Below are 21423 nucleotides of genomic sequence, written 5' to 3'. Positions count from 1 at the left end.
GGCCGCCACTGAGCCGACAGAACGCCAGCGCCACAGCGCCTGCGAATCGCCAATCACCTCGCGAGGCGACCTACGCGATCTCCACGATCAACCCTGTCCGCTGTGCACGTGCTGTCGATACGGCTGCCCGCGCTGCAGCGACAGCATCGCGATCAACATCACCCGCCACGGCATTTGCGGAAAACGCATCGTCCAGAACGGCCACTTCGCCCAAGGTCCAGTAAGCCAGCCGATAGACGCCGTCGCCGGAACGATATGGGAACGCATCCGAGTCACGCCCTACGCCACGCCCGGTGAGCGTGAAACGCCACAGGTCGAATGCGGCAGGGCATTGGCTCGTCTCCCTTGAGCTTCCAAACATCCCCTGAAAATAGCGAGCTCGGAGCAGGGAAGGGTGCGCGGCGCGTTTCAGGTCGCGACGATCTGAATCGCAGAACAGGCCGAAATAGGCGTCCACGAGGCGATCAATGGCAGTGGCTTCATCGCTGGTCGTCGCCTTGAGCGCGGTCATGCTTCGGGCTCGAATCGCGTTCAAAAGAGAGAGCGACGAAGGCTCGATGTCGTCAGGGAAGTCTGCAGCAGTCTGTTGGCACCACGCTGAGAATTCTTCAAGCGGCCCAGATAACAGTTCTTGTGCCAGTCCCTCTGGATGGCAATGCCAGAACATCGCGTAGATGCCCATGGGAGGACTACCGTTGACCCGGCGACGTGCGTTGCCGCAGTCCAGGACGGAAAGCCAGCAGCGCTGACAGGATCGCAATCGGAACTGCGGCGATGGACAGCCCCAGTGCGTACGGCGCCAAGTCGAAGACCGACGGCCGATGAAGCTGCGAGCCGTCCGCAGACACCCAGAGCGGCACCTCATTGCCCGGCCGTTGGGTATCCAGAAATGCGCGGGCCCGCTCCATGTCGCCGATTTCCACGCTCAGCGGTTGTCCACGGTCAAGCAGCCCAACGGAGAGAACCGTGAAACGCCTGGGCGTGTTCCGGTGCGTGATCGTCTTCTCTGCCCAGTGGCTCTCTACGAGTTGAACCTGGCGCAGCTCAAACGAGCCGGAGCGAGCCAGATGCAGATAGAAGACCAAAGCCGCCATGCCGCCCGCGAGACAAGTCAAGAAGCAGAGCAGTCGGCGAGGAGACAAGTGGGTGTATTCGGCCGTGGCGACCATAGGGAAGGAATGGGAGTGGCCCTTTGAGACCTGTTCTACGGGCTGTCTGTGTGGCAGGTCAGTTGACGCGCGGCTATGCGCGATGGCGATCCGCCGGGTGATTGACGCCGTCTTCCACCGGGACATCCGGGATGGCAAACGGGTTCACACCTTCCAGGCAGCCGACGTTGAAGCCGTATTGCTCCGGGTTGGATCTGCGCTGGTGATGCGTGTAGATGCCGCAGATGCCGCAGAAGTAGTGGCGGGCCGTGTGCGTGTTGAACTGGTAGAGCTTCAGATGCTCTTCGCCCTTGACAATGCGCAGCCCTGACAGCGGCACGGAGGCCACCACGGCGCCCTTGCGCCGGCAGATGGAGCAGTCGCAGCGACGCGGTTTCTCGATGCCGTTGGGAAGGGATAGCTCCAACTCGACAGCGCCACAATGACAGGTCGCCCGATGCTTCGGGAGTATGGCAACTCCCCCAACTTCCTTGAGCATGCGCAATCCTTTATGACAATGCTTGGCAAACCGAGCGGCGGGCGCGAGGTGATCACAGCCCCGAGAAGGAAAAGTGACTATAGCGCTGGCGGCGGTGGCGCAAGGCCGCGTTCTGTCCGGCTACCGCTTCTCCGAAATTCCCACTCTCTTCATGGATAAATTCCTGCTGCAGCAGCAAGTGCTGGAACGGCTCGCCGAAGACCTGCTGCATGTCGAACAGGCGGCGCGCGCGGCGCATGAAACGGCGACTCACGAAGAGAACATCGCCGAAAACAAGTACGACACCTTGGGCCTGGAGGCCGCCTATCTGGCCACCGGCCAAGCCCGCCGCGCCGAAGCCATCCGCCAGGCGATGGCTGCTTGGCGTCAGTTCCGCCCAGGCGTCTACGACGCCGCGAAAGGCATTCAGCTCGGCGCGCTGGTCTGCCTGGTCGATGCCGACAACCGGCAGCAACATCTCTTTCTCGGCCCCGATGGAGGCAGCATGACGTTGATGAGCGACGCTCAAACCGTTCAGGTCCTCAGCACCGATGCCCCATTGGCCCAGGCCATGCTGGGCAAATGCGAAGGCGACGAGGTTTTGATCCAGGTCGCTGGCATCCGGCGGCAGTTCGAGGTCCTGTGGGTTCAATGAGCCGCTCAACGGGCCTCAGCTGCGATGTCCGCCGCGCTCAACGCACCTGCGTGAACACGGAAGTCCTGGACGCGGCCATTGAAGGACGGGTGCGCCGTTCCGGCCCCGGTGCAGTCGCGCCCGAGGAAGATCACCTGATCGCCCACTTGGTGGGGTGAAAGCAGCATGTCGTCCGATCTCGCCACCTCCTTGCCATCCAGGTACAGCCGCCCGGTGCCCGCCTGAAGCGTGACCGCCACGTGGACCCAGCGCCGGATGGGCATGGCACTCCCGGCCTCCACAACCTGCGCGTCGTTGTGACCGGCGCCGGCGATCGAGAAACGCATTCCGCCCGCGCCCCCCTGGGGCACGATGCTCATGAAAGAGAAGCCATCGCGTCCGGCGAAGAACAGGCCGGTGTCCCAGTGCAGCGAATTTGCATAGGCCCACAGGGACACGGTGAAATCTTCCAGGCCGCTGAACACCCCAGGGGGCAGCTGCAACGCCGCCGCTTTGCCGTCGAACACGATGGCCTTGTCGTTGCGGCGCCCAGGGCCCCACGCAGCGCCGTCCAGCAACACGCCGTTCACCGTGGCCGAACTTCCGTCTGGCCGCATCAGCGTGCCGATGGTGCCCGTGCGACTGGCATCGTTCAGCGGCATCGCCAGGCGCAACTCGCCAGGCATGGCGGCCCGCACCACGTTCGAGCCGCCGCCCGCACTGCCCGCACCCTGGGCGGTGACCTGGTAGAACCAGATGCCACCGGGCGGCGTATCGGTGTAGGTCAGCACCTCGTCGGCCGATACCGTGCCCAGGAGCGCGAACGGCCCCGCAGCCCGGGTGCCACGCTTGACGGCATAAGCGGTGGCGCCGACGCTGCCCCACCAGGACAGCACGACCTGGTCGCCGCGCACATGGGCCGTGAGGCCCGACGCCGGCTTGATCGGCCCGGCATAGCCCGGGCGGCGATGGATCAGCGTCGGCCACCAGACGTCGTCGCTGCTGCCGCCGTACTTCGGCTCGCACAACTTCACCATGCGCGCGACATTGGGTGCAGCCAGTCCCATGCGGTTCACATAGTGGTTGTAGATCGGCTCCCACGCATTGCGGCCGTGCTGGCCATAGTTGACGCTGGTCCACAGCCGCGTGTGGGGTTGCGATGGGTCCTGTTCGCGCGCATAGGGCATCGGATAGTTCTTGCCGTTCTCGTCCAGCAGATTGGAGCGCGCCACGTACTCGGCCGCCGCGAGGAAACGGTTGTTATGCAGACCGTAGAGATCGTCGCCCTGATTCCAGGCCATCTCCAGCAAGTCACCGCCCAGCGACATGCCCAGTGTCGCGTGGCCCTGGTCGCGGCCGCTCTCTTCCCACTGCCCGAAGTGGCCCGGGTGCATGAAATACACGCCATGCACGATGGAGCCATTGCCGAACATCGCCAGCTTGCCGCGGCCGTCGCCCGCGAAGTAGTCGCAAGCCTGCCGGTACAGGTCAGGCCGGTCGCAGAAGACGCCGATGGCCAGGGCACCGCACAGGGAGGCCATGTCCCAATTCGCGTGAGACCCCAGGTGAACGTCCTTCAGGAACCTCGACGAGATGGATGCGAACACATTGAGCAGCATCTCTTGGAAGCGCTTGAAGTTCTCCGGCGCCCAGCCGGGGTAGGTGCGCAGGATCTCGCCGATCTGCGCCAACTGGTGACCTTGAATGCCAGCCAGGATGATGAAGGTGTGGTCATCGTGGGCAGTGGATCCCGGCGGCACGGTACCGATTTCCTTCAGCGTGTTTGCCCAGGCGTCCAGGAACTCCACTGCCTTGTCGGCATAGCGATTGTCCTGAGGGTCGGACAGCTTCCAACGCAAGGCCAGGGTCCAGGCGCGCCAGATGTCGTTGTACAGGTTGTTCTTGCTGCCGTCGGCCCGGTAGACAGCCGGCAAAGGGGAGGGCCGGGTGTTCAGGGTGGCGAAGCGATCGGCGCAAAGCTTGTTCCACCAGCCGGCCCAAGGCTCTTGGCCGGCCTTGATGAGCGCTCGGATGCGGACGGCGTCGTCTTCGGTGACAAGCAACCCCGGGTGGCGGAACACGCCGCTCGCTGAGGCCGGGGCAGGTTCCGGCGGTGGGGCAGGCGCAGCGCCAGGCGCAGGCGCCGATGCGGGTGCCGGCGCCGGTGCAGGTACTGGGGCAGGTGCGGGTGCGGGTGCGGGTGCGGGTGCGGGTGCGGGTGCGGGTGCAGGAGAGGGTACGGGCGCGGGCGCGGGCGCCGATGGGGGCAATGGTGCTGGTGCCACCGGGACTGGAGAGGCTGCAGGAGCTGGCACCGGCGCAGGCACGGGCGACGGAGCGCCGGTCGACGCAGGCGGCATGACGAACTCCGGCGCGCCCTTCGTTTCTGATGCAGTGCCGAGCACCGGGGTGCCCGCTTCATTGTTCGGACCGCCGCTGCATCCGGGCAGCAGCGGCAGCATGGGAAACAGCCCCAGACCCAATGACAGCGTTCGACGTGCCGGATCCGGGACGTCATTCAGGTTGCTGGCGTGGTCCACAGATCTCTTCGACACCTTGATACTCCTCGTCGGCGTGCGAAGGTAGACCAGCATTCCGAACGCTGTCCTCACCGAAGTGAAACGAACTGATTCAGATGTCGCGATGTCAGCCAGAGGATGTTCCGATGCAGATTGGGCGCGGCCCAATATCACGATTGGCGCAGGGGCTTGGCACGGTGCATCTGTCTTTGATCAGCGGCCGAGCTCTGCCCAGCCGGAACCTGGGCTTCCGGTCAATGTCACCGGGTCGCCTCGCTTGAGATAACTGATCCACCAAACCTCCTCGCGGCGGGGCAGGGGGGGCGAATCCCCCTTCGTAAGACATTGCAGCGCGCAGAACAGCGCGTCGGCGACTTCGACGCGGACGTAGGCGCGTGATGCACGCAACTCTCCAATGAGCGTTTCAATGCCCAGCCAGTCGCGTTGGACCAGGAACACATTCCCGTCATGCGTGAAGACGCTCAGGTCTTCAGAGTCCGGTCCGATCTCGCTGGGCCACCGCACCAAGTAACCGCGAGCCCCAGCCACGAACGTACGAATGGCACTGAAAACATTGGCCGTTCCCGCTGCTCTCGTCCGACCGACATCAGCGAGCAGACGGTCGAGGGAAGCGGCTCCGAAAGAAGCGATCTCGTACGCGTTCATGGCGCTTGCACTGAGGTCTCCGTCATGAACCGACCACGATTGCATGGCATCCGCCAGAACGTCCTCCCAGCACTCACTTCGCACCGCCTCGATGTGTCGTGCTGCGATGTGGTCGAGATATCTGGCGACCGCCATCCGTTGCTGAGAGCCGAGCAAGGAAAACTCCGTCGACGCCGGTCCGAGTTTTCTTGCAGCCGGATTCGAACCCTGAAGGCCACAACGTTGCTTTGATCAGCCATGCCTAGCGCTTCTCCGCGCGTCGCCATGACGAGCAGCCTCGTGGCAAAACGCAGGCGCACAACGGTGATGCCTGCGCAAGTCGGCGCGCCAAGCGAGGACGTTGAATGCGACGACCCCTACCGCCGCCAAGTACAAGGTCGGAACGAAGATGCAGGCGGCGACCAGGCCAACTCCGAGATCGTCTGTACCGGGGTCGACCGCCGGAAGGAGCCATGCCAGCAAGGCTGAAGCCATGCCGACCCACGCCGCCCCACCGACGGCGCACGAAAGCAGCAAGCGCAAGACGACTCGTTTCACTGGATCCACTCATTCAGTAAAGGTGGCTAGCTTGCATTACTTCTGTGAGGTCAATGCGAAGCCCGTTGCCTCGATTCAGACGTCCGACCGCTCCACCACCACCTCGCTGACCTGCAGCACCGGTTGTATGTCGGTGTAGTTGGCGATGTCGTCCCTGATCTGCTGCGCGTGCGGGGCGCGGGCTGCCATGAAGGCTTCGAGGGAGGTGCAGATGAAATCGCATCGGGCCACGTAGACCGGGTCGGCGCCTGGCGCGCCCCCAGCGATGCCCTTGTCCACCGTGTAGTACAGGCACGCCGCGCCGAGCCGCTGCTTCACCATGGGCATGTGCTTGTCGCGGTAGTACGCGTGGTCGAATCGCGCGCCTGCCGCGTACGGGTACATGACACTGACTTTGATCATCGGGTGCTCCTGTTGCTGAATGAATCGAGCGGGGGAATGAATGCGAGATCGGGTGCTGAAGCTGGACACGCTTGGGTCCGGACACCGCTCCATGAAGGAAGCCGACGACGCGGTCAGCCTGCCTGAAAGCGGAGCGACCTGACGACGTCCGGATTGAAGCCCGGCAGTGAGGGTAGTCGATGACTGCCCGGGCCTCCGCGATTCGCGACACTCGTCGCCGTTTCCTTGAAGTGCAGACCATGCCGCCCACACTTACCACACGCAAACCAGTCGACGAACTCACGGCCTCGGATCTCGAGGCGTTTCCTGTATGGCAGTTTGTCATGGACGAGCCGGAGGTCCGCCGCAGTCGAGCCGCCAGGAATCCATGACGCTCGCTCGTGAGCGATCGCTGAGGACCGGCGCGGGTAATCCCGATGGTTGAACTAATTGTTGAGGGCTCGAATTAATTCGCCGATGGACACGCCGCCCGGATCGGATGGCTCGGCGCCTCTCAACAACAAGGACACGGAGACCATGGAATCAACCCACCGCCAGCTGCTCGCGGCAGCCTTCGTCACCCTGGCCTGCGCCGCCTCGGGCGCGCAGGCCGCCACCTGGGCCGCCTCGTCGCCAGCGACTTCGTCGTGCTCGGCGTCCAATCTCTTCGCCACCTGGAGCTACGGGAGCTACGGCTTCAACAACGACGTCTGGTCGCCCTGCAGCAACCTGGCCGCCGGCGCCCAGACCATCTGGGCCAACTCCAACGCTGATTGGGGCGTCTGGTCCGATCAGCCCAACACCGGCGGGATCAAGTCCTATCCGCACATCAGCTACACGGTCAACCGCACGATCAGCTCACTCGCCACGCTGACCTCGACCGTCAGCGCGACCACCCCCTCCGGCGGCGCCTGGGAGTCCACCTACGACATCTGGGTCGGCAACAACGCCCACGAGATCATGCTCTGGCTGAACTACACCGGCACGCCTGGCGGCTGCGGCAACGTCAAGCCGATCTCCTACAACTGGACCTCCGCCGGCTGCGCCATTCCCGTCTACACCAATGTCTCCGTGGGCGGCTCCACCTGGAACGTCTACCGCGGCAACAACGGCAACAACATGGTGTATTCGTTCCTGCGCACGACGAAGACCAACAACACGACAGTCGACGTGCGCGCCATCCTCAACTATCTGAAGAACCTCGGCTGGATGGGTGACCTGGTCGTGGGCGACGTGCAGTACGGCTTCGAAATCACGTCCTCGGCCGGCGGCATGAACTTCGGCTCGAAGAACTTCTCGGTCACTGTGAAGTGAATCCGGGGCAGGCCCGGCGCGGCTGGGCCTGCAGCCTCAACGCATATGGCTCTCCCCCGAGCGGGGGAGTCGCCGCCCCTCATCAGTAGGCCGTCCTCAGGACGAATCAGTCGATGTCAAGACCCGGCACTGACCTTCACCGCAGCGATGCGTGGAGGTCGAAGTGGCAGTCTTTGCTATGCGTTGGTTTCGCCGATGGATGCGCCAACAGGGGCTGGGAGATCGTGATCTCTGTCGGGCCGTGGTCGAAATGGCCCGGGGCTTGATCGATGCGGATCTGGGCGGCGCGCTTTTGAAAAAGCGACTCGCGAGGATCGGTCAAGGAAAGCGTGGCGGCTATCGGACGTTCGTCGCGCGGCATGGGTCCGGCTACTGGCTTTTCATCTACGGTTTCGCGAAGAGCGATAGGGCCAACATCAGCGCTGCCGAGGACCTCGAATGCCGTCGGGCCGCGAAGGAGTTCCTGTCGCTGACGGAGCGCCAGCGTGCGCGACAGCTCGATGACGGAATCCTCTCCAAGGTGAATTGCGATGCACAAATCTCTTAGGCCTTTCGACCGAATGATCTTGATGACCTACTTCGACCTCAAGCGGGCGGGACTCGTCGATCGGGCGACCTACATGGCGGTCCAGGCCCGGCATCGTCCGCGGCTTCAGCCGAGGCTCCCCGCCGAAGCGATCCGGCCCCGCAAGGCGAGGGCGCTCAGCGCTGCGGGCCGCCGCACATCGCGTCGCTGAAGGCTGCCGAGGACTGCGCCAGCCTCGATCGATGCCGTGGCCTGCAGTGATTCATGGGTTCGCCGATCGTTGAGCGCTGTTCTCCGCAGGTGACTCACAGGCGGCTCTGCTTGAGCCGCCGGTCGTATTGCCAGGCGCGCAGTTTGGTCGCCGTGACACTCTTGATGGCGGCGTGTGCCGGATTGATAAGGACGTTCGATTCTTCCGGCACGATCACCGAGGGCACCACCAGCAGCGGCGACTCGCCTCGCGACGCCAGACGGTGGTAGCGCGCAAGGCGGTTGCGAAGGAGCGGCAAAGGGAGAACGTCCGCTTATGGATGCGCCATGCCCTGGCAAGGCCCGGCACTGACCGCTCAGTCCGAGCCCGTCCTGCTGCCCAGCACGTCCTGAATCGTCCGCGTCAGCGCCCCGAGCTCGATCGGCTTGGCCACATACCCCTGGAATCCCGCCGCCAGACCCTCCTGACGGTCCGCCACCATCGCGAACGCCGTCAGCGCCACCGCCGGCAGCTCCTCGGCGCTGCCTCCCGGCAACTGCCGCACCGCGCGGATCAGCGAGCGTCCATCCATCTCCGGCATCCCGATGTCGGACACCAGCAGATCGAAACGCTCCTTCGTCAGCCGCTCCAGCGCCTGCGCCGCGCTCGCCGCGACATCCACCCGCGCCCCCAGCCGGCTCAGCGCCACCTGGCCCACCTCGCGCGCATCCTCCTCGTCATCGACGAGCAGCACCCGCACGCCGGCCAGCAGGTCCTCCGACAAGGCCACCGGCTCCGCCGCCGGCGGCGGGCGCAGCCCCTGGTCCTTGAGCAGCGGCAGCCTCAGCTCGAACACCGCGCCGCCGCCCGGCCCCGGGCTGTCGGCACTGATCCGTCCGTGATGCAGCTCCGCGATCGCGCGCGCGATCGCCAGCCCCAGACCCAGCCCGCCCACCTTGCGCGTCGACGAGCCGTCCTCCTGCCGCAGCCGCTCGAAGACATAGGGCAGGAACTCGCGCGAGATGCCGCGCCCGGTATCGCGCACACGCACGCGCGCCCAGCCCTCGTCCACGTCCACCTCGACGTCCACACGGCCGCCGCCGTCGGTGAACTTGATCGCATTGCCGATCAGGTTCGCCATCACCTGCGACAAGCGCTGCGCGTCCGCCGGGATCCACACCGGCGCCGGCGCGTGGCAGTTCAGTGCCACGCCCTTGCCCTGCGCCTCGTGCAGCGCGCCCAGCACCGCCTCCGACGCCAGCGCCGCCAGGTCCAGCGGCGCCGGCTGCAGCACCAGCTTGCCCGCCACCACGGCGCTCATGTCCAGCAGATCGTTGATCATCCGCGCCTGCAGCTGCGCGTTGCGCCGGATCACCGCCGCCGCCTTGCCCAGCAGCGGATGCGCGTCCGCGAAGTTCCCCAGGATGTCGGCCCAGCCCGTGATCGCGCTCAGCGGCGAACGCAGCTCGTGCGACAGCACCGCCAGGAACTGGTCCTTCAACTCGTTGGCCCGCTCCGCCTCCTCCTTGCCGAGCCGCAGCGCCTGCTGCGCCTCGTAGGCCGGCGTCGTGTCGCGGATGATCTTCGAGAACCCCGTCGGCGCCCCCGATGCGCTGAACAGCGGCGTCACCACGCCCTCGGCGCGCAGCCGCGAGCCGTCCCGCCGCATCAGCCAGCGGTCGTCGCGCGCCTGGCCCAGCGTCAGCGCCACGGCCAGTTCGTTCTCGAGCACGCCGGCCGCCCGGTCCTCCGGCGTCAGCAGGATCTCCGCCGACAGGCCCCGCACATCGTCCAGCGCATGCCCGAAGATGGTCCCGGCCGCGCGGTTCCATTCCCGGATGAGGCCCTCGGCGTCCAGCAGGATCACCGCGTGGTCCTGCAGCGAATCCACCACCCGCGCGTACAGCGCGTCGGCCTCGCGCAGCTGCGCCTCGGCCTGATGCTGGGCGTCGCGCTGGCGCACCTCGCGCAGCGCCCGGTCGATCGCCACCGGCAGCCGCGCCAGCCGGCCCTTCATCACGTAGTCGGTGGCGCCGCGCTTGAGCAGCTCCACCGTGTTCTCCTCACCGATCACGCCCGACACGAAGATGAATGGCGTTCCCGGCACCCGCTCCTGCGCCAGCGCCAGCGCCTCCGCGCCGGTGAAGCCCGGCAGCTGGTAGTCCGACAGGATCAGGTCGAAACGCTGCGTCTCCAGCGCCCCGAGCAGCCCCGCCTCGTCCTTCACCCAGGTCACCCGCGCCCGCGGATGCGTCGACTCGAGCGAGGCCAGCAGCAGCTCCGCATCGAAGGTCGAGTCCTCGAGCAGCAGGATCTCCAGCGGCGGCGCGCTGGCCGCCGTCTGCGCGGCGCGCGCCGTCGCGGTCGACGATCCGGGGGGCGTCATCGGTTCAGCCATGGCTCATTCGTAGCGCCGCGCGGCGCGCAGCGATCCGGGCGGCGGCTCGTTCAGCACCGCCCAGAACACGCCCAGGTCCGCGATCGCCGCCACGAACTGCTTGAAGTCCACCGGCTTGACCACGTACGCGTTCACGCCCAGCTCATAGCTCTGCACCACGTCCGACTCCGTCTGCGACGAGGTCAGCATCACCACCGGCACGCTCTTGAGCGACTCGGTGGCGCGCACCGCCTTGAGCACCTCCAGCCCGTTCACCTTCGGCAGCTTCAGGTCCAGCAGGATCACCGCCGGGTTGCCTTCGGCGCGGCCGGCATGCGCGCCTTCGCGCAGCAGGTAGTCCAGCGCCTCGGCGCCGTCGCGCACCACGATCACCTCGTTGGCGAGCTGGCTGCGTTCGAGCGCGACCAGCGTCAGCTCAAGGTCGCGGGCATCGTCTTCGACAAGAAGGATGGGCTTCAACATGGCGTCGGTCGTCAGTCGTCGGTTCTCGGTGAGGGAAGGGACGGAGTGTCGCCGGAAGGCGCCTCCAGCATGGCGCGCGTGGGCACGGTGAAGCTGAAGCACGCACCGCCCTCGGGCTGGCCCCAGGCGTCGACGCGTCCGCCGTGGCGCTCGACGATGCGGCGCACGCTCGCCAGGCCGATGCCGGTGCCCTCGAAGGCCTCGTTCTGATGCAGGCGCTGGAACACGCCGAACAGCTTGCCGACGTACTTCATCTGGAAGCCCACGCCGTTGTCGCGCACGCTCAGCCCGGTGCCGGTCTCGTCCTCGATGCCGGTGATCTCGATGCGGGCCAGCTCGCGCGGCCGCGTGTACTTCACCGCGTTGGAGACCAGGTTGCGGATGGCCACCTGCAGCAGCAGCGGGTCGCCCCACAGCCGCGGCAGCGGGCGTTGCACCACCCACTCGATGGCGCGGCCCTTGGTCAGGGTGTTCTGCTCGGCGATCAGGTCCTCGATCAGGTGATCGGTGTGGATCGACCCATGCTTGATCGCCGAGCGGCCCATGCGCGAGAAGTCGAGCAGCGCGTCCACCAGCTGTCCCGCGTGCGCCGACGCCTCCTTCACATGCGCGAGGTAGCGCTGCGCGCGCGCGGAGAGCGCCTCGCCCTCCATCTCCAGCACCAGGTCCACGAAGCCCGCGATGTGGCGCATCGGCGCGCGCAGGTCGTGCGAGACGGTGTACGAGAAGGCCTCCAGCTCCTTGTTGACGCGGCCCAGCTCCATCGCCACCTCGGCCATCTCCTCGGCGCGCCGCAGCACGATGCCGATCAGCGCCTGCCGCAGCTCCCGCACCGCATGGATCTCGCCGGGCGTCCACGGCAGCGACCGGCCGCTGACGTGCTCCTTCCAGCTCGCGAAGCTGCGGCGCGGGCTCAGCCGCGCGTGCGGCCCGGCCGCGGCCTCCTTGCGCGGATCGCCGGCCCAGACGATGGTCTGGGCGATCTCCGGCCGGAACCAGACGATGTGGTGCCGGTGCAGCCGCGAGATCGAGATCGCCAGCAAGCCCGTCATCGCGCCCATCGAGCCGCTCAGCGATGGCGCCTCCACCGGCAGCCGGTCGCTGTGCCAGACCTGATCGACGCGGTGGGCCAGCCACTGGCCGAGCTCGAGCAGCGTGTCGTGGTCCGGCGTCTCGCCCACCGACCAGCAGCGGTCATTGAGGATCACCGCCGCGCCAGCCGCGCGTCCCAGCCGCAGCAGCGGGCCGGGCTCGTCGACCAGGCGCTGCAGCGTCGCGTCGCTGTCGGCCAGCTGCGAGACGATCGCCAGCGTCAGCTGACGCAGGCGCAATTGCTCGGACACCTGCTCGTTCTCTTCCTTCGCCTCGATCTGCAGCGACAGCAGCTGGCCCAGGTGCTCGCAGGCCATGCGCGTCTGCCAGGACAGCTGGCGCGGCGCGTGGTCGTGACAGGACACCAGTCCCCACAGCTGTCCGCGGACCACGATGGACACCGACATCGACGCCAGCGTGCGCATGTTGCGCATGTATTCGAGGTGCACCGGCGACACGCTGCGCAGCGCCGCCTGCGACAGGTCCAGCGTCGCGGCGTCGCGGCCATCGACGAAGCGCACCGGCACCGGCTCGTAGTTCGCGTCGCCGATCAGCCGGATGTGGTTGATGCGGTAGAGCTCGCGCGCCTGCGGCGGAATGTCCGAGGCCGGGAAGCGATGGCCCGCGTACAGGTCGTAGCCCGGATCGGCGGCCTCGGCCAGCACCTCGCCGTGGCCGTCGGCGTCGAAACGGTAGGCCAGGCAGCGGCCGAAGCCGGTCAGCCGCTTCATCTCGGTGACGACGACGCGGCACAGCTCGCCGACCGCGCCGGTGCGCTGCATCAACGGCACGAGATGGCGCGCCAGGCTGTAGATCGGCGCGCGGGCGCCGGCGTCCTCGGCGTCGGGCTCGAGCTCGAAGTAGGCGAGCTCGCCCAGCCGGTGTCCCGACACATGCAGCCGGCGGCCGCCGATCGTCAACGCGCCGCAGGACACGGGGCCTTCGCCGTCGATCAGGGCGTGGCGTCCGGCGATCACCGGATCCAGCGCTCCCTGGATGCGCGCGGGGAGCAGGTCGCCGGGGGAGGGCAGCAGCGCCGTCCAGTTCACGCTGTAGGCGATCAGGCTGCCCTGGCGCACATCCACCGCGGCCAGCCAGCCGTGCGGCTGGATGGCCCCGGGCACGCGGATCGGCTCGCTGGCGCAATGGGCGAGCTGCAGCGCGGTCAGCGTCTTGTCGGCGGGCACGGGCGTCATGGCGCAGCCACCGGGTCGAAGGTGTCGATCAACGCCTTGAAGGTCTGGACCGCGGCGCGGCAGGCCGCGGAGCGGCTCGCGGCGTCCTGGCCGGCCTGGGCGTCGGCGAACTGGCGGAACTCGCGCCACATCGCGCCCGTGTGCGCGCCGAAGCCGTTGAAGTAGGCGGCGCCGCGCTCCGGGGTCAGGCCGTGCGCCGCGAGCAGGCGCGGTGTCAACACCTGGCCCCCCAGCGCCGAGCCCTCGATCACGTAAAGCGAGCCCATCGCCGCGGCCGGCGAGTCCAGCCGGATGCGCTGCTGGGCGGTCCGGGCGGCGGCGCGCAGCGGCGCGTCCTCGGGGACGGACAGGGCGGTGATGTCCCGCGCGGCCAGGCTGGCGCGGCCGCGGCCGTCGAACCACGGCCGCAGCGCCGGCGGCAGCGCGTGGCGCACGCGCGGTTCCCAGAGCTGGAGGAACTCGTGGAAGCCGCGCAGGATGCGGCCGTAGCGCGCGATCGGCATCGGCGCCTCCAGGCCGAGCAGGGCCTCGATGTCGTCATGCAGCGGGCGGGTGCAGCGCCGCAGGCGGGGGAGGAGGTCGGTGTCGATCGGGGCGTCGGTCGTCATGGGCGCTGGGGCATTCGGCGGCAGGTCCTGGCGGGCAGGGCGGTGACGTCCTGGCGCCCGCGGCTGCGTGGGTGGAAATGACAGGGAGGAGTCGCGGGGGCAATTTCCCGTCCCGCCCCCTCGAAGAAGGGGGAGGCCGGCAGGCGGCTTTGCGGCGGGTGAGGGCACGGAAATTGCCGTGTCGGGAGATCGCTTGCCTGCGAGGTGTGGATGGGGTCTGGTGTTGCGGCCGGATTGTCGCGCGCGCGGGTGATTCTTCTGGACGTCTTGCCGCAGGGTTTGCCATGCCACTCCATGCCGTCATCGTCGACGACAACCTTGAGTCCAGCGAGACGCTGGGCATTCTTCTCGAGCTGGAGGGCTACACGGTGGCGACGGCCGCGAGCCTGCGCGACGCGCGGTTGCGACTGTCCGAACATCGCCCCGACGTCCTGATCCTGGACCGTGCGCTTCCGGATGGTCAGGGGATGGATTTCCTGTCCGAGGCCTTGCGCGAGGGCCCCATGACGATCGTCATGCTGACGGGCACCTCCAATGCTGGCGATGCGGCGGAGGCGATCCGCCGCGGTGCGACGGCGTATCTGGTCAAGCCCGCCACGATCGATCAGTTGAAGGAAGTGCTCGACCGCGCGATCCGGGGCACGCGGCAGGCGGCCTGAACGCCTGAGCGCCTGGACGCCTGAGCGCCTGAGCGCCTGGACGCCTGAGCGCCTGAGCGCCTGAACGCAAGCGTGCTGCGATCTCCGCAAGAACTCCCTCGCCCCCCGCGAGGGGGGAGAGGGCAGGGGAGAGGGGGAGGCGTGCAAGTAGCACGGCGTACTGCCACCCCCCCTCACCCCTCCCTCTCCCCGTACCGGGGCGAGGGTGTTTCAAGCGCCCGGTAGAACGATTCAGCGGAAATCGTCGAGCTGGATCCCGTGCCGGTGCAGCTTGTCGTAGAGCGTCTTGCGCGGTGTCCCGAGCAACTCCATCGCCGCGGGCACCTTCCCGCCGGAGCGCCGCAGCGCCTGTTCGATGAGCGCCTTCTCGACCATTTCCATCTGCCGCGCCAGCGCCAGATTCGGCACTGCCTGGAGGGCGGCCGAGCTGTCCAGGTCGTCGAGCGCCAGCACGAACCGGTCGGCCGCGTTGCGGATTTCGCGCACGTTGCCGGGCCAGTCGTGGGCCATCAGTTCGCGCAGCTTGTCGGGCGTGAGTTCCGGCGCGGGGCGCTCGTAGCGCTTGCAGGCCTGCGCCACGAAGTGCTCGAACAGCAGCGGGATGTCCTCGCGGCGTTCACGCAGCGGCGGCAGCACCAGCGTGGCGATGTTGAGCCGGTAGTACAGGTCGCTGCGGAACTGCCCGCGTTCGCCCATTTCCTTCAGGTCGGCCTTGCTGGCCGCGATGAAGCGCACGTTGATCGGCTGTTCCTCGTTCGAGCCCAGCCGCTCCACGCGTCTTTCCTGCAGCACCCGCAGCAGCTTGATCTGCAGCGGCACGGGCATGGTCTCGATCTCGTCGAGCAGCAGCGTGCCGCCGTTGGCGTGTTCGATCTTGCCAATGCGGCGCTTGCCGGCCGAGGTGAACGCGCCGGACTCGTGGCCGAAGAGTTCGCTCTCGAACAGCGCCTCGGGCAGGCCGCCGCAATTGATGGCGACGAAATGCCGATCGCGGCGCGGGCTCTGGTCGTGCAGGCAGCGCGCGACCAGTTCCTTGCCGGTGCCGGTCTCGCCCAGGATCATCACGTCGGCCGAGGTCGATGCCAGGTTGAGCACCTGGCGCCGCAGCTGCTGCATCGCCGCCGACTTGCCCAGCAGCGCCGCCTCGATGCCGCTGGCCGCGGAGAGCTGCGCCCGCAGCTCGTCCGCCGAATGGCGCAGCAGCCGCAGGTCCAGCGCGCGCCGCGCGGTGTCCAGCAGCCGCTCGGGGGCGAATGGCTTCTCGATGAAGTCGTAGGCGCCGTTGCGCATGGCCTGCACCGCCATGTTCACGTCGCCATGCGCGGTGATCAGGATCACCGGGATCTGCGGATCGGTCGCCTGCACGTGCGCCAGCAGCGCGCGCCCGTCCATGCCGGGCAGCCGCACGTCGGTGATGACGATGACCGGCGCGCCGGGCTGCACGTGCGGCAGCGCCTCCTCGGCGGAGCGGCATGGCACCACGCTCAACCCCTCGAGCTCCAGCGTCTGGGTCAGGCTGACCCGCACCGGCAGGTCGTCCTCGACGAACACGACCTTGTAGCCCTCAAACATACTGACCCTCCTCGGCCTGCCAGGTATCGACCTCCAGGTCGAATTCGAAACTCATGCCCTGTTCGAGACGGTGCGCCTTCAGCGCGCCGCCGAACTCGTGGACGATCTTGGACGAGATCACCAGCCCCAGCCCCAGGCCTTCGCCCGCGGGCTTGGTGGTGAAGAACGGCTCGAACAGCCGCGGCAGCAGCGATTCGCTCAGCCCCGGTCCGCTGTCCTGCACCTGCACGCGCACGCGCCGGCCCTCGTCGGCCGGCACGGCCGCCACGCGCAGGCGGCGCTCGTGGCCGTCGTGCGCGGGCTCGGACGCGATCGCATCGATGCCGTTGGCCAGCAGGTTCACCAGCACCTGCTCGAGCCGGTTGGACTCGGCGCTGACGCGCAGCCCCGCCGGCACCTCGACCTCGATCTGCAGGTCCAGCGCGCGGGTGCGGTGCTCCAGCAGCAGCCGCGCGTTGTCGACGCAGGCCAGCAGCGACACGGACGCGCGCGCCGGCTCCGCCTTGCGGGCGAAGCTCTTGAGCTGGCGGGTGATCCGTCCCATGCGCTCGACCATGTCGTCCATCGTCTGCAGGTTGTCCGCGACCGCTTGCGTGCGGCCGGCCTCCAGCAGCCGTTGCGAATTCCGTGCCAGCGCGCGCAGCGCCGTCAGCGGCTGGTTGACCTCGTGCGACAGGCCGGCCGACATCTGGCCCAGCACCGCCAGCTTGCTGGTCTGCAGCAGTTCGCCCTCGGCCTGGCGGCGCTGGGCGATCTGCTCGAGCAGCTCTTCGTTGATCTGGCGGAGTTCCGCCGTGCGCTCGTCGACGATCCGCTCCAGCTGCGCATGCGCGTTCTGCAGCTCGGTCTTGGCGTGGAACAGCTGCCGCAGCGCGCGCCGCCGCGACGCGAGGTAGAGCAGCAGCATGCCGATCGCCGCGCCGAAGGCCGCGCCGCTCCACGCCGCCAGGCGCGCCTGGCGGCGCACCTCGGACAGGTCGGACAGCGCCAGCAGCCGCAGCCCCAGCGGCAGCAGCTGACGCTCCTGCGCCAGCAGCGTCGTGCTGGCCGGGGCGGGCGCCCGCACCAGCTGGCTGTTGTAGGCCTCCAGCGCCGGCGGCAGGTTCAGGTCGGGCCCCACGCGCGGATAGCGCGCGCTGGCCTGCAGGCGGTCGCGGCGCTCGACGTCGGCGCGGTTGAGCACCGCGTAGCGCCAGTCCTCCACCGAACTCATGATGACCACGCCCTGGTCGTCCGAGACCAGGATGCGCTCGCCCTGCGATCTCAGGCCCAGGTCGACCCAGGTCGATTCCAGCGGCGCGAGGTTGAGCTTCACCACGATCACGCCCAGCAACTGCTGGTTGCGGCGCAGCGGGTGCAGCAGGAAGAAGTTGGTCGAGCCGCTCAGCCCCGCCTGACCGGCGTCCGACGCGAAGAAGTGATGGCGGTCCTGCTCGATGGCCTGCTGCAGCCGCGCCGGCGGGGTCAGCGGTTCGCTGGCGGCGAGCACGCGGCCGCCCGGATCGGCCACGAAGATCTGCGTCGTGCCCGCGCGCACGTTCACGCGCGCCAGCATCAGGCTGGCGGCCTTGCGCTGCGCCTCGTCATCGGGATGGTCGACCAGCCGCACCACCGCGTCGTCGATGGCCAGCAGGCTGGGCAGATACGCGTGGCGGCCCAGCTCGGTCTGCAGGTTGGAGGCGTAGAGCTCGAGCCGCTCGGTGGCCAGCGCGCTGAGCTGGTCCAGGCTGGCGCGCTCGCTGAGCCGGTGGCCCAGCAGCAGCCCGGCCAGCATCAGCATGCCGGTCAGGTACAGGTAGAAGCTGGGCCGGCTCAGGAAGACGCCCAGCCGCTGGCTCAGCGAGGACGAGGCGAAGGAGGACGTGACCACCGGTTCCATGAGAGACGACATGCGCCGCCCAGTGTGCCCAAGTTGGCGCGCGCCACGCACCCGCCGGGGCGGCTTTTTTGTGACTGGCGAGGATTCGCCCGGCTGTCGAGGCGGTTTGTGCGGATTTCCGCACCGCGTGGCGTGGCCGAGACTGGGAACACAAGCTCGGCGGGTGCGCACGTATCGCACTTCGTCGGTGATTACCCTTGAAATCGACGGACTGGCACGGGGGTTGCACCCCGATCCTCGTCACGCGGCGCGAGCCGTGGCCAAACAACACGCTGGGGCCTTATGGAGATACTTTTTCAGCAGATCATCAACGGCCTGGTGCTCGGGAGCATGTATGCCCTCGTCGCACTGGGTTACACGATGGTGTACGGGATCATCAACCTCATCAACTTCGCCCACGGCGAGGTGCTGATGGCCGGCGCGCTGGTGAGCTGGACCGTCGTCACGGCGCTGGCCGGCGCGGGCCTGCCGGGCTGGCTGCTGATGATCATCGCGCTGGTGTGCGCGATCGTCGTCTGCACGCTGCTCAACTTCGCGATCGAGAAGATCGCCTACCGGCCGCTGCGCAATGCGCCCAGACTGGCCCCGCTGATCACCGCCATGGGCATGTCGCTGCTGCTGCAGACGCTGGCCATGATCATCTGGAAGCCCAACCCCAAGCCCTTCCCGCAACTGCTGCCCACCGACCCGATCCAGATCGGCGGCGCGGTGATCACCGTGACGCAGGTGCTGATCCTGGTGTCCACCGTCGTGATCCTGGGCGGCCTGCTGTTCCTGGTGAACCACACCAAGATGGGCCGCGCGATGCGCGCCACCGCCGAGAACCCGCGCGTGGCCGCGCTGATGGGCGTCAAGCCTGACGCGGTGATCTCGCTGACCTTCATCATCGGCGCCGCGCTGGCCGCGGTGGCCGGCCTGATGTGGGCCGCCAACTACGGCACCGTGCAGCACTCGATGGGCTTCATGCCCGGCCTGAAGGCCTTCACCGCCGCGGTGCTGGGCGGCATCGGCAATCTCGCCGGCGCGATGGTCGGCGGCGTGCTGCTGGGCCTGATCGAAGCCATTGGCGCCGGCTACCTCGGCGACCTGACCGGCGGCGTGCTGGGCAGCCATTACGCCGACATCTTCGCCTTCATCGCGCTGATCCTGGTGCTCACGCTGCGTCCGTCCGGCCTGCTGGGCGAACGCGTCGCCGACCGCGCCTGAGGAGCCGACCATGTTCGAGAACAAGACCTCCAAACTCATCACCTTCCTGGTCGCCGGCGCGCTGCTGCTGGTGCTGCCGCTGTTCGCGCAGTCCTTCGGCAACGGCCCGGTGCGCATCATCGACCTGGCGCTGCTGTACGTGCTGCTGGCGCTGGGCCTGAACATCGTGGTCGGCTACGCCGGCCTGCTGGACCTGGGCTACGTCGCGTTCTACGCGGTGGGCGCGTATCTCTTCGCGCTGCTCAACAGCCCGCACCTGGCCGAGAACTTCGAGAACATCGCGGCCAGCTTCCCGCAGGGCCTGCACCTGCCGCTGCTGGTGGCGATCGTGCTGGCGGCCTGCCTGGCGGGCTTCTTCGGCGTGCTGCTGGGTGCCCCGACGCTGAAGCTGCGCGGCGACTATCTGGCCATCGTGACCCTGGGCTTCGGCGAGATCATCCGGGTGTTCCTGAACAACATGGAATATCCGCTGAACATCACCAACGGCCCGCGCGGCATCGGCCAGATCGACGGCGTGCACTTCCTGGGCTTCGAATTCAGCCAGAACCACGACTTCTTCGGCTACACCGTCAACTCGGTGTCGATGTACTACTACCTGTTCCTGGCGCTGGTGATCGCGTCGGTGGTGATCTGCTACCGGCTCGAGAACTCGCGCATCGGCCGCGCCTGGATGGCCATCCGCGAGGACGAGATCGCCGCCAAGGCCATGGGCATCAACACCCGCAACATGAAGCTGCTCGCGTTCGGCATGGGCGCGACCTTCGGCGGCGTGGCCGGCTCGATGTTCGGCGCCTTCCAGGGCTTCGTCTCGCCCGAGTCCTTCAGCCTGCAGGAGTCGGTGATGATCGTGGCCATGGTGGTGCTGGGCGGCATCGGCCACATCCCGGGCGTGATCCTGGGCGCGCTGCTGCTGGCGGCGCTGCCGGAAGTGCTGCGCTACGTCGCGGGTCCGCTGCAGGAGATGACCGACGGCCGCCTGGACGCGGCCATCCTGCGCCAGCTGCTGATCGCGCTGGCGATGATCGTGATCATGCTGATCCGTCCGCGCGGCCTGTGGCCGTCGCCCGAGCATGGCAAGTCCCGGCCGCTGCCGCCCGAGGCCAAGCCCGCGGCCAAGCCGGTCTGATCAGCGCAGGAGCAAGAACGAATGACTGAAACCGTACTGAAAGTGGCCGGCGCGTCCAAGCGCTTCGGCGGCCTGCAGGCGCTGTCCGATGTCGGCATCGAGATCAAGAAGGGCCAGGTCTATGGCCTGATCGGTCCGAACGGCGCCGGCAAGACGACCTTCTTCAATGTCATCACCGGGCTGTACGTGCCCGATGGCGGCACCTTCGAGCTGGGCGGCCAGCCCTACAAGCCGCAGGCGGTGCACCAGGTGGCCAAGACCGGCATCGCGCGGACCTTCCAGAACATCCGGCTGTTCGCCGAGATGACCGCGCTGGAGAACGTGATGGTGGGCCGCCACGTGCGCACGCACTCGGGCCTGGTGGGCGCGGTCTTCCGCAGCCCCGGCTTCAAGAAGGAGGAGGCCGAGATCACCGCCCGCGCCCGCGAGCTGCTGGACTACGTGGGCATCGGCAAGCACGCCGATTTCAAGGCGCGCACGCTGTCCTACGGCGACCAGCGCCGGCTCGAGATCGCGCGCGCGCTGGCGACCGATCCCAAGCTGATCGCGCTGGACGAGCCGGCCGCCGGCATGAACGCGACCGAGAAGGTGGTGCTGCGCGAGCTGATCGACCGCATTCGCAACGACGGCCGCACGATCCTGCTGATCGAGCACGACGTGAAGCTGGTGATGGGCCTGTGCGACCACGTGTCGGTGCTGGACTACGGCAAGCTCATTGCCTCCGGCACGCCGGCGGAAGTGCAGCGCAACCCCAAGGTGATCGAGGCCTACCTCGGCGCCCACGCGGCGCAGGAAGCCCACGCGGCCCCCTGAACCCGACCCATGGAAATTG

The 21423-nt window shown here is 67.7% G+C and carries 20 protein-coding genes; 7 read left to right on the top strand and 13 right to left on the bottom strand.

Going from position 1 to position 21423, the window contains the following annotated elements; all coding sequences use genetic code 11:
- Positions 1-70: 70 nt before the first annotated feature.
- The 3 genes from ABDW61_RS22635 to ABDW61_RS22625 all read right to left on the bottom strand — a co-directional run bounded on the left by ABDW61_RS22635 (position 71) and on the right by ABDW61_RS22625 (position 1647).
- Positions 71-682, bottom strand: a complete 612-nt coding sequence (locus ABDW61_RS22635) for a hypothetical protein (RefSeq protein WP_343641980.1) — start codon at positions 680-682, stop codon at positions 71-73.
- 7 nt (positions 683-689) lie between these two features.
- Positions 690-1094 carry a hypothetical protein gene (locus ABDW61_RS22630; protein ID WP_343641979.1) on the bottom strand — a complete coding sequence of 135 codons (405 nt, stop codon included), beginning with the start codon at positions 1092-1094 and terminating at the stop codon, positions 690-692.
- A gap of 148 nt (positions 1095-1242) precedes the next feature.
- Positions 1243-1647, bottom strand: a complete 405-nt coding sequence (locus tag ABDW61_RS22625; RefSeq protein ID WP_343641978.1) for a GFA family protein — start codon at positions 1645-1647, stop codon at positions 1243-1245.
- Between the two features lie 151 nt (positions 1648-1798).
- Here ABDW61_RS22625 and ABDW61_RS22620 point away from each other — a divergent pair, with 151 nt between their 5' ends.
- On the top strand, positions 1799-2281 hold the full coding sequence (locus tag ABDW61_RS22620; protein ID WP_343642005.1) for a GreA/GreB family elongation factor: 483 nt from the start codon (positions 1799-1801) through the stop codon (positions 2279-2281).
- A 5-nt stretch (positions 2282-2286) separates the two neighbouring features.
- Here ABDW61_RS22620 and ABDW61_RS22615 read toward each other — a convergent pair whose 3' ends face one another.
- From ABDW61_RS22615 to ABDW61_RS22605, 3 genes are all read right to left on the bottom strand, one after another.
- Positions 2287-4341 (bottom strand): LamG-like jellyroll fold domain-containing protein, encoded by a 2055-nt coding sequence (locus tag ABDW61_RS22615; RefSeq protein WP_343641976.1) that lies wholly within the window; start codon positions 4339-4341, stop codon positions 2287-2289.
- A 651-nt stretch (positions 4342-4992) separates the two neighbouring features.
- The gene (locus ABDW61_RS22610; protein WP_343641974.1) at positions 4993-5601 is read right to left on the bottom strand and encodes a hypothetical protein; all 609 of its coding nucleotides are present in this window, start codon (positions 5599-5601) and stop codon (positions 4993-4995) included.
- A gap of 456 nt (positions 5602-6057) precedes the next feature.
- Complete coding sequence (locus ABDW61_RS22605; RefSeq protein ID WP_343641972.1) at positions 6058-6384, bottom strand: EthD family reductase; 327 nt, start codon at positions 6382-6384, stop codon at positions 6058-6060.
- A gap of 516 nt (positions 6385-6900) precedes the next feature.
- Between ABDW61_RS22605 and ABDW61_RS22600 the strand changes: the two genes are divergently transcribed.
- Both ABDW61_RS22600 and ABDW61_RS22595 read left to right on the top strand, forming a co-directional pair.
- Entirely contained in the window at positions 6901-7677 is a 777-nt protein-coding gene (locus ABDW61_RS22600) for a glycosyl hydrolase (RefSeq protein ID WP_343641970.1), read from the top strand.
- 151 nt (positions 7678-7828) lie between these two features.
- A complete protein-coding gene (locus ABDW61_RS22595) occupies positions 7829-8224 on the top strand; it encodes a type II toxin-antitoxin system RelE/ParE family toxin (protein ID WP_343641968.1) in 396 nt (131 codons plus the stop codon).
- 284 nt (positions 8225-8508) lie between these two features.
- Here ABDW61_RS22595 and ABDW61_RS22590 read toward each other — a convergent pair whose 3' ends face one another.
- Genes ABDW61_RS22590 through ABDW61_RS22570 form a run of 5 tightly spaced genes read right to left on the bottom strand, consistent with a single transcriptional unit; the run spans position 8509 to position 14149 of the window.
- Positions 8509-8712: a hypothetical protein gene (locus ABDW61_RS22590; RefSeq protein WP_343641966.1), complete on the bottom strand. Its 204-nt coding sequence runs from the start codon at positions 8710-8712 to the stop codon at positions 8509-8511.
- A gap of 57 nt (positions 8713-8769) precedes the next feature.
- On the bottom strand, positions 8770-10791 hold the full coding sequence (locus ABDW61_RS22585; RefSeq protein WP_343641964.1) for a response regulator: 2022 nt from the start codon (positions 10789-10791) through the stop codon (positions 8770-8772).
- Between the two features lie 3 nt (positions 10792-10794).
- Positions 10795-11253, bottom strand: a complete 459-nt coding sequence (locus ABDW61_RS22580) for a response regulator (protein ID WP_343641962.1) — start codon at positions 11251-11253, stop codon at positions 10795-10797.
- An 11-nt stretch (positions 11254-11264) separates the two neighbouring features.
- Positions 11265-13541, bottom strand: a complete 2277-nt coding sequence (locus ABDW61_RS22575; protein ID WP_343641961.1) for an ATP-binding protein — start codon at positions 13539-13541, stop codon at positions 11265-11267.
- On the bottom strand, positions 13538-14149 hold the full coding sequence (locus tag ABDW61_RS22570; RefSeq protein WP_343641960.1) for a biliverdin-producing heme oxygenase: 612 nt from the start codon (positions 14147-14149) through the stop codon (positions 13538-13540). Before ABDW61_RS22570 ends, ABDW61_RS22575 begins: the two co-directional genes overlap by 4 nt.
- Positions 14150-14433: 284 nt before the next feature.
- Here ABDW61_RS22570 and ABDW61_RS22565 point away from each other — a divergent pair, with 284 nt between their 5' ends.
- Entirely contained in the window at positions 14434-14808 is a 375-nt protein-coding gene (locus tag ABDW61_RS22565) for a response regulator (RefSeq protein ID WP_343641959.1), read from the top strand.
- A 231-nt stretch (positions 14809-15039) separates the two neighbouring features.
- Here the strand turns inward: ABDW61_RS22565 and ABDW61_RS22560 are convergent, their stop codons facing one another.
- Positions 15040-16380: a sigma-54 dependent transcriptional regulator gene (locus tag ABDW61_RS22560; RefSeq protein WP_343641958.1), complete on the bottom strand. Its 1341-nt coding sequence runs from the start codon at positions 16378-16380 to the stop codon at positions 15040-15042.
- The gene (locus tag ABDW61_RS22555; protein WP_343641957.1) at positions 16373-18271 is read right to left on the bottom strand and encodes an ATP-binding protein; all 1899 of its coding nucleotides are present in this window, start codon (positions 18269-18271) and stop codon (positions 16373-16375) included. Before ABDW61_RS22555 ends, ABDW61_RS22560 begins: the two co-directional genes overlap by 8 nt.
- A 270-nt stretch (positions 18272-18541) precedes the next feature.
- On the opposite strand from ABDW61_RS22555, the gene ABDW61_RS22550 reads away from it, so the two are divergent.
- From ABDW61_RS22550 to ABDW61_RS22540, 3 genes are read left to right on the top strand one after another with little or no spacing between them, the layout of a single operon-like run.
- Complete coding sequence (locus tag ABDW61_RS22550; RefSeq protein WP_343641956.1) at positions 18542-19465, top strand: branched-chain amino acid ABC transporter permease; 924 nt, start codon at positions 18542-18544, stop codon at positions 19463-19465.
- Positions 19466-19475: 10 nt separating this feature from the next.
- Positions 19476-20591, top strand: coding sequence for an ABC transporter ATP-binding protein (locus tag ABDW61_RS22545; protein WP_343641954.1), 1116 nt, complete (start codon positions 19476-19478; stop codon positions 20589-20591).
- Positions 20592-20612: 21 nt separating this feature from the next.
- The gene (locus ABDW61_RS22540) at positions 20613-21404 is read left to right on the top strand and encodes an ABC transporter ATP-binding protein (protein ID WP_343641952.1); all 792 of its coding nucleotides are present in this window, start codon (positions 20613-20615) and stop codon (positions 21402-21404) included.
- Positions 21405-21423: the final 19 nt, after the last annotated feature.

This window comes from Roseateles sp., from assembly GCF_039595595.1.
In the GTDB taxonomy this organism is placed as follows: domain Bacteria; phylum Pseudomonadota; class Gammaproteobacteria; order Burkholderiales; family Burkholderiaceae_C; genus Roseateles.
This window is presented reverse-complemented; position numbering and strand designations above follow the sequence as displayed.

Bases quoted from the DNA above. Each gene is read 5' to 3' on its own strand.
- ABDW61_RS22635 (WP_343641980.1), bottom strand. From the start codon at position 682: ATGGGCATCTACGCGATGTTCTGGCATTGCCATCCAGAGGGACTGGCA.
- ABDW61_RS22630 (WP_343641979.1), bottom strand. From the start codon at position 1,094: ATGGCGGCTTTGGTCTTCTATCTGCATCTGGCTCGCTCCGGCTCGTTT.
- ABDW61_RS22625 (WP_343641978.1), bottom strand. From the start codon at position 1,647: ATGCTCAAGGAAGTTGGGGGAGTTGCCATACTCCCGAAGCATCGGGCG.
- ABDW61_RS22620 (WP_343642005.1), top strand. From the start codon at position 1,799: ATGGATAAATTCCTGCTGCAGCAGCAAGTGCTGGAACGGCTCGCCGAA.
- ABDW61_RS22605 (WP_343641972.1), bottom strand. From the start codon at position 6,384: ATGATCAAAGTCAGTGTCATGTACCCGTACGCGGCAGGCGCGCGATTC.
- ABDW61_RS22600 (WP_343641970.1), top strand. From the start codon at position 6,901: ATGGAATCAACCCACCGCCAGCTGCTCGCGGCAGCCTTCGTCACCCTG.
- ABDW61_RS22585 (WP_343641964.1), bottom strand. From the start codon at position 10,791: ATGGCTGAACCGATGACGCCCCCCGGATCGTCGACCGCGACGGCGCGC.
- ABDW61_RS22580 (WP_343641962.1), bottom strand. From the start codon at position 11,253: ATGTTGAAGCCCATCCTTCTTGTCGAAGACGATGCCCGCGACCTTGAG.
- ABDW61_RS22575 (WP_343641961.1), bottom strand. From the start codon at position 13,541: ATGACGCCCGTGCCCGCCGACAAGACGCTGACCGCGCTGCAGCTCGCC.
- ABDW61_RS22570 (WP_343641960.1), bottom strand. From the start codon at position 14,149: ATGACGACCGACGCCCCGATCGACACCGACCTCCTCCCCCGCCTGCGG.
- ABDW61_RS22565 (WP_343641959.1), top strand. From the start codon at position 14,434: ATGCCACTCCATGCCGTCATCGTCGACGACAACCTTGAGTCCAGCGAG.
- ABDW61_RS22560 (WP_343641958.1), bottom strand. From the start codon at position 16,380: ATGTTTGAGGGCTACAAGGTCGTGTTCGTCGAGGACGACCTGCCGGTG.
- ABDW61_RS22555 (WP_343641957.1), bottom strand. From the start codon at position 18,271: ATGTCGTCTCTCATGGAACCGGTGGTCACGTCCTCCTTCGCCTCGTCC.
- ABDW61_RS22550 (WP_343641956.1), top strand. From the start codon at position 18,542: ATGGAGATACTTTTTCAGCAGATCATCAACGGCCTGGTGCTCGGGAGC.
- ABDW61_RS22545 (WP_343641954.1), top strand. From the start codon at position 19,476: ATGTTCGAGAACAAGACCTCCAAACTCATCACCTTCCTGGTCGCCGGC.
- ABDW61_RS22540 (WP_343641952.1), top strand. From the start codon at position 20,613: ATGACTGAAACCGTACTGAAAGTGGCCGGCGCGTCCAAGCGCTTCGGC.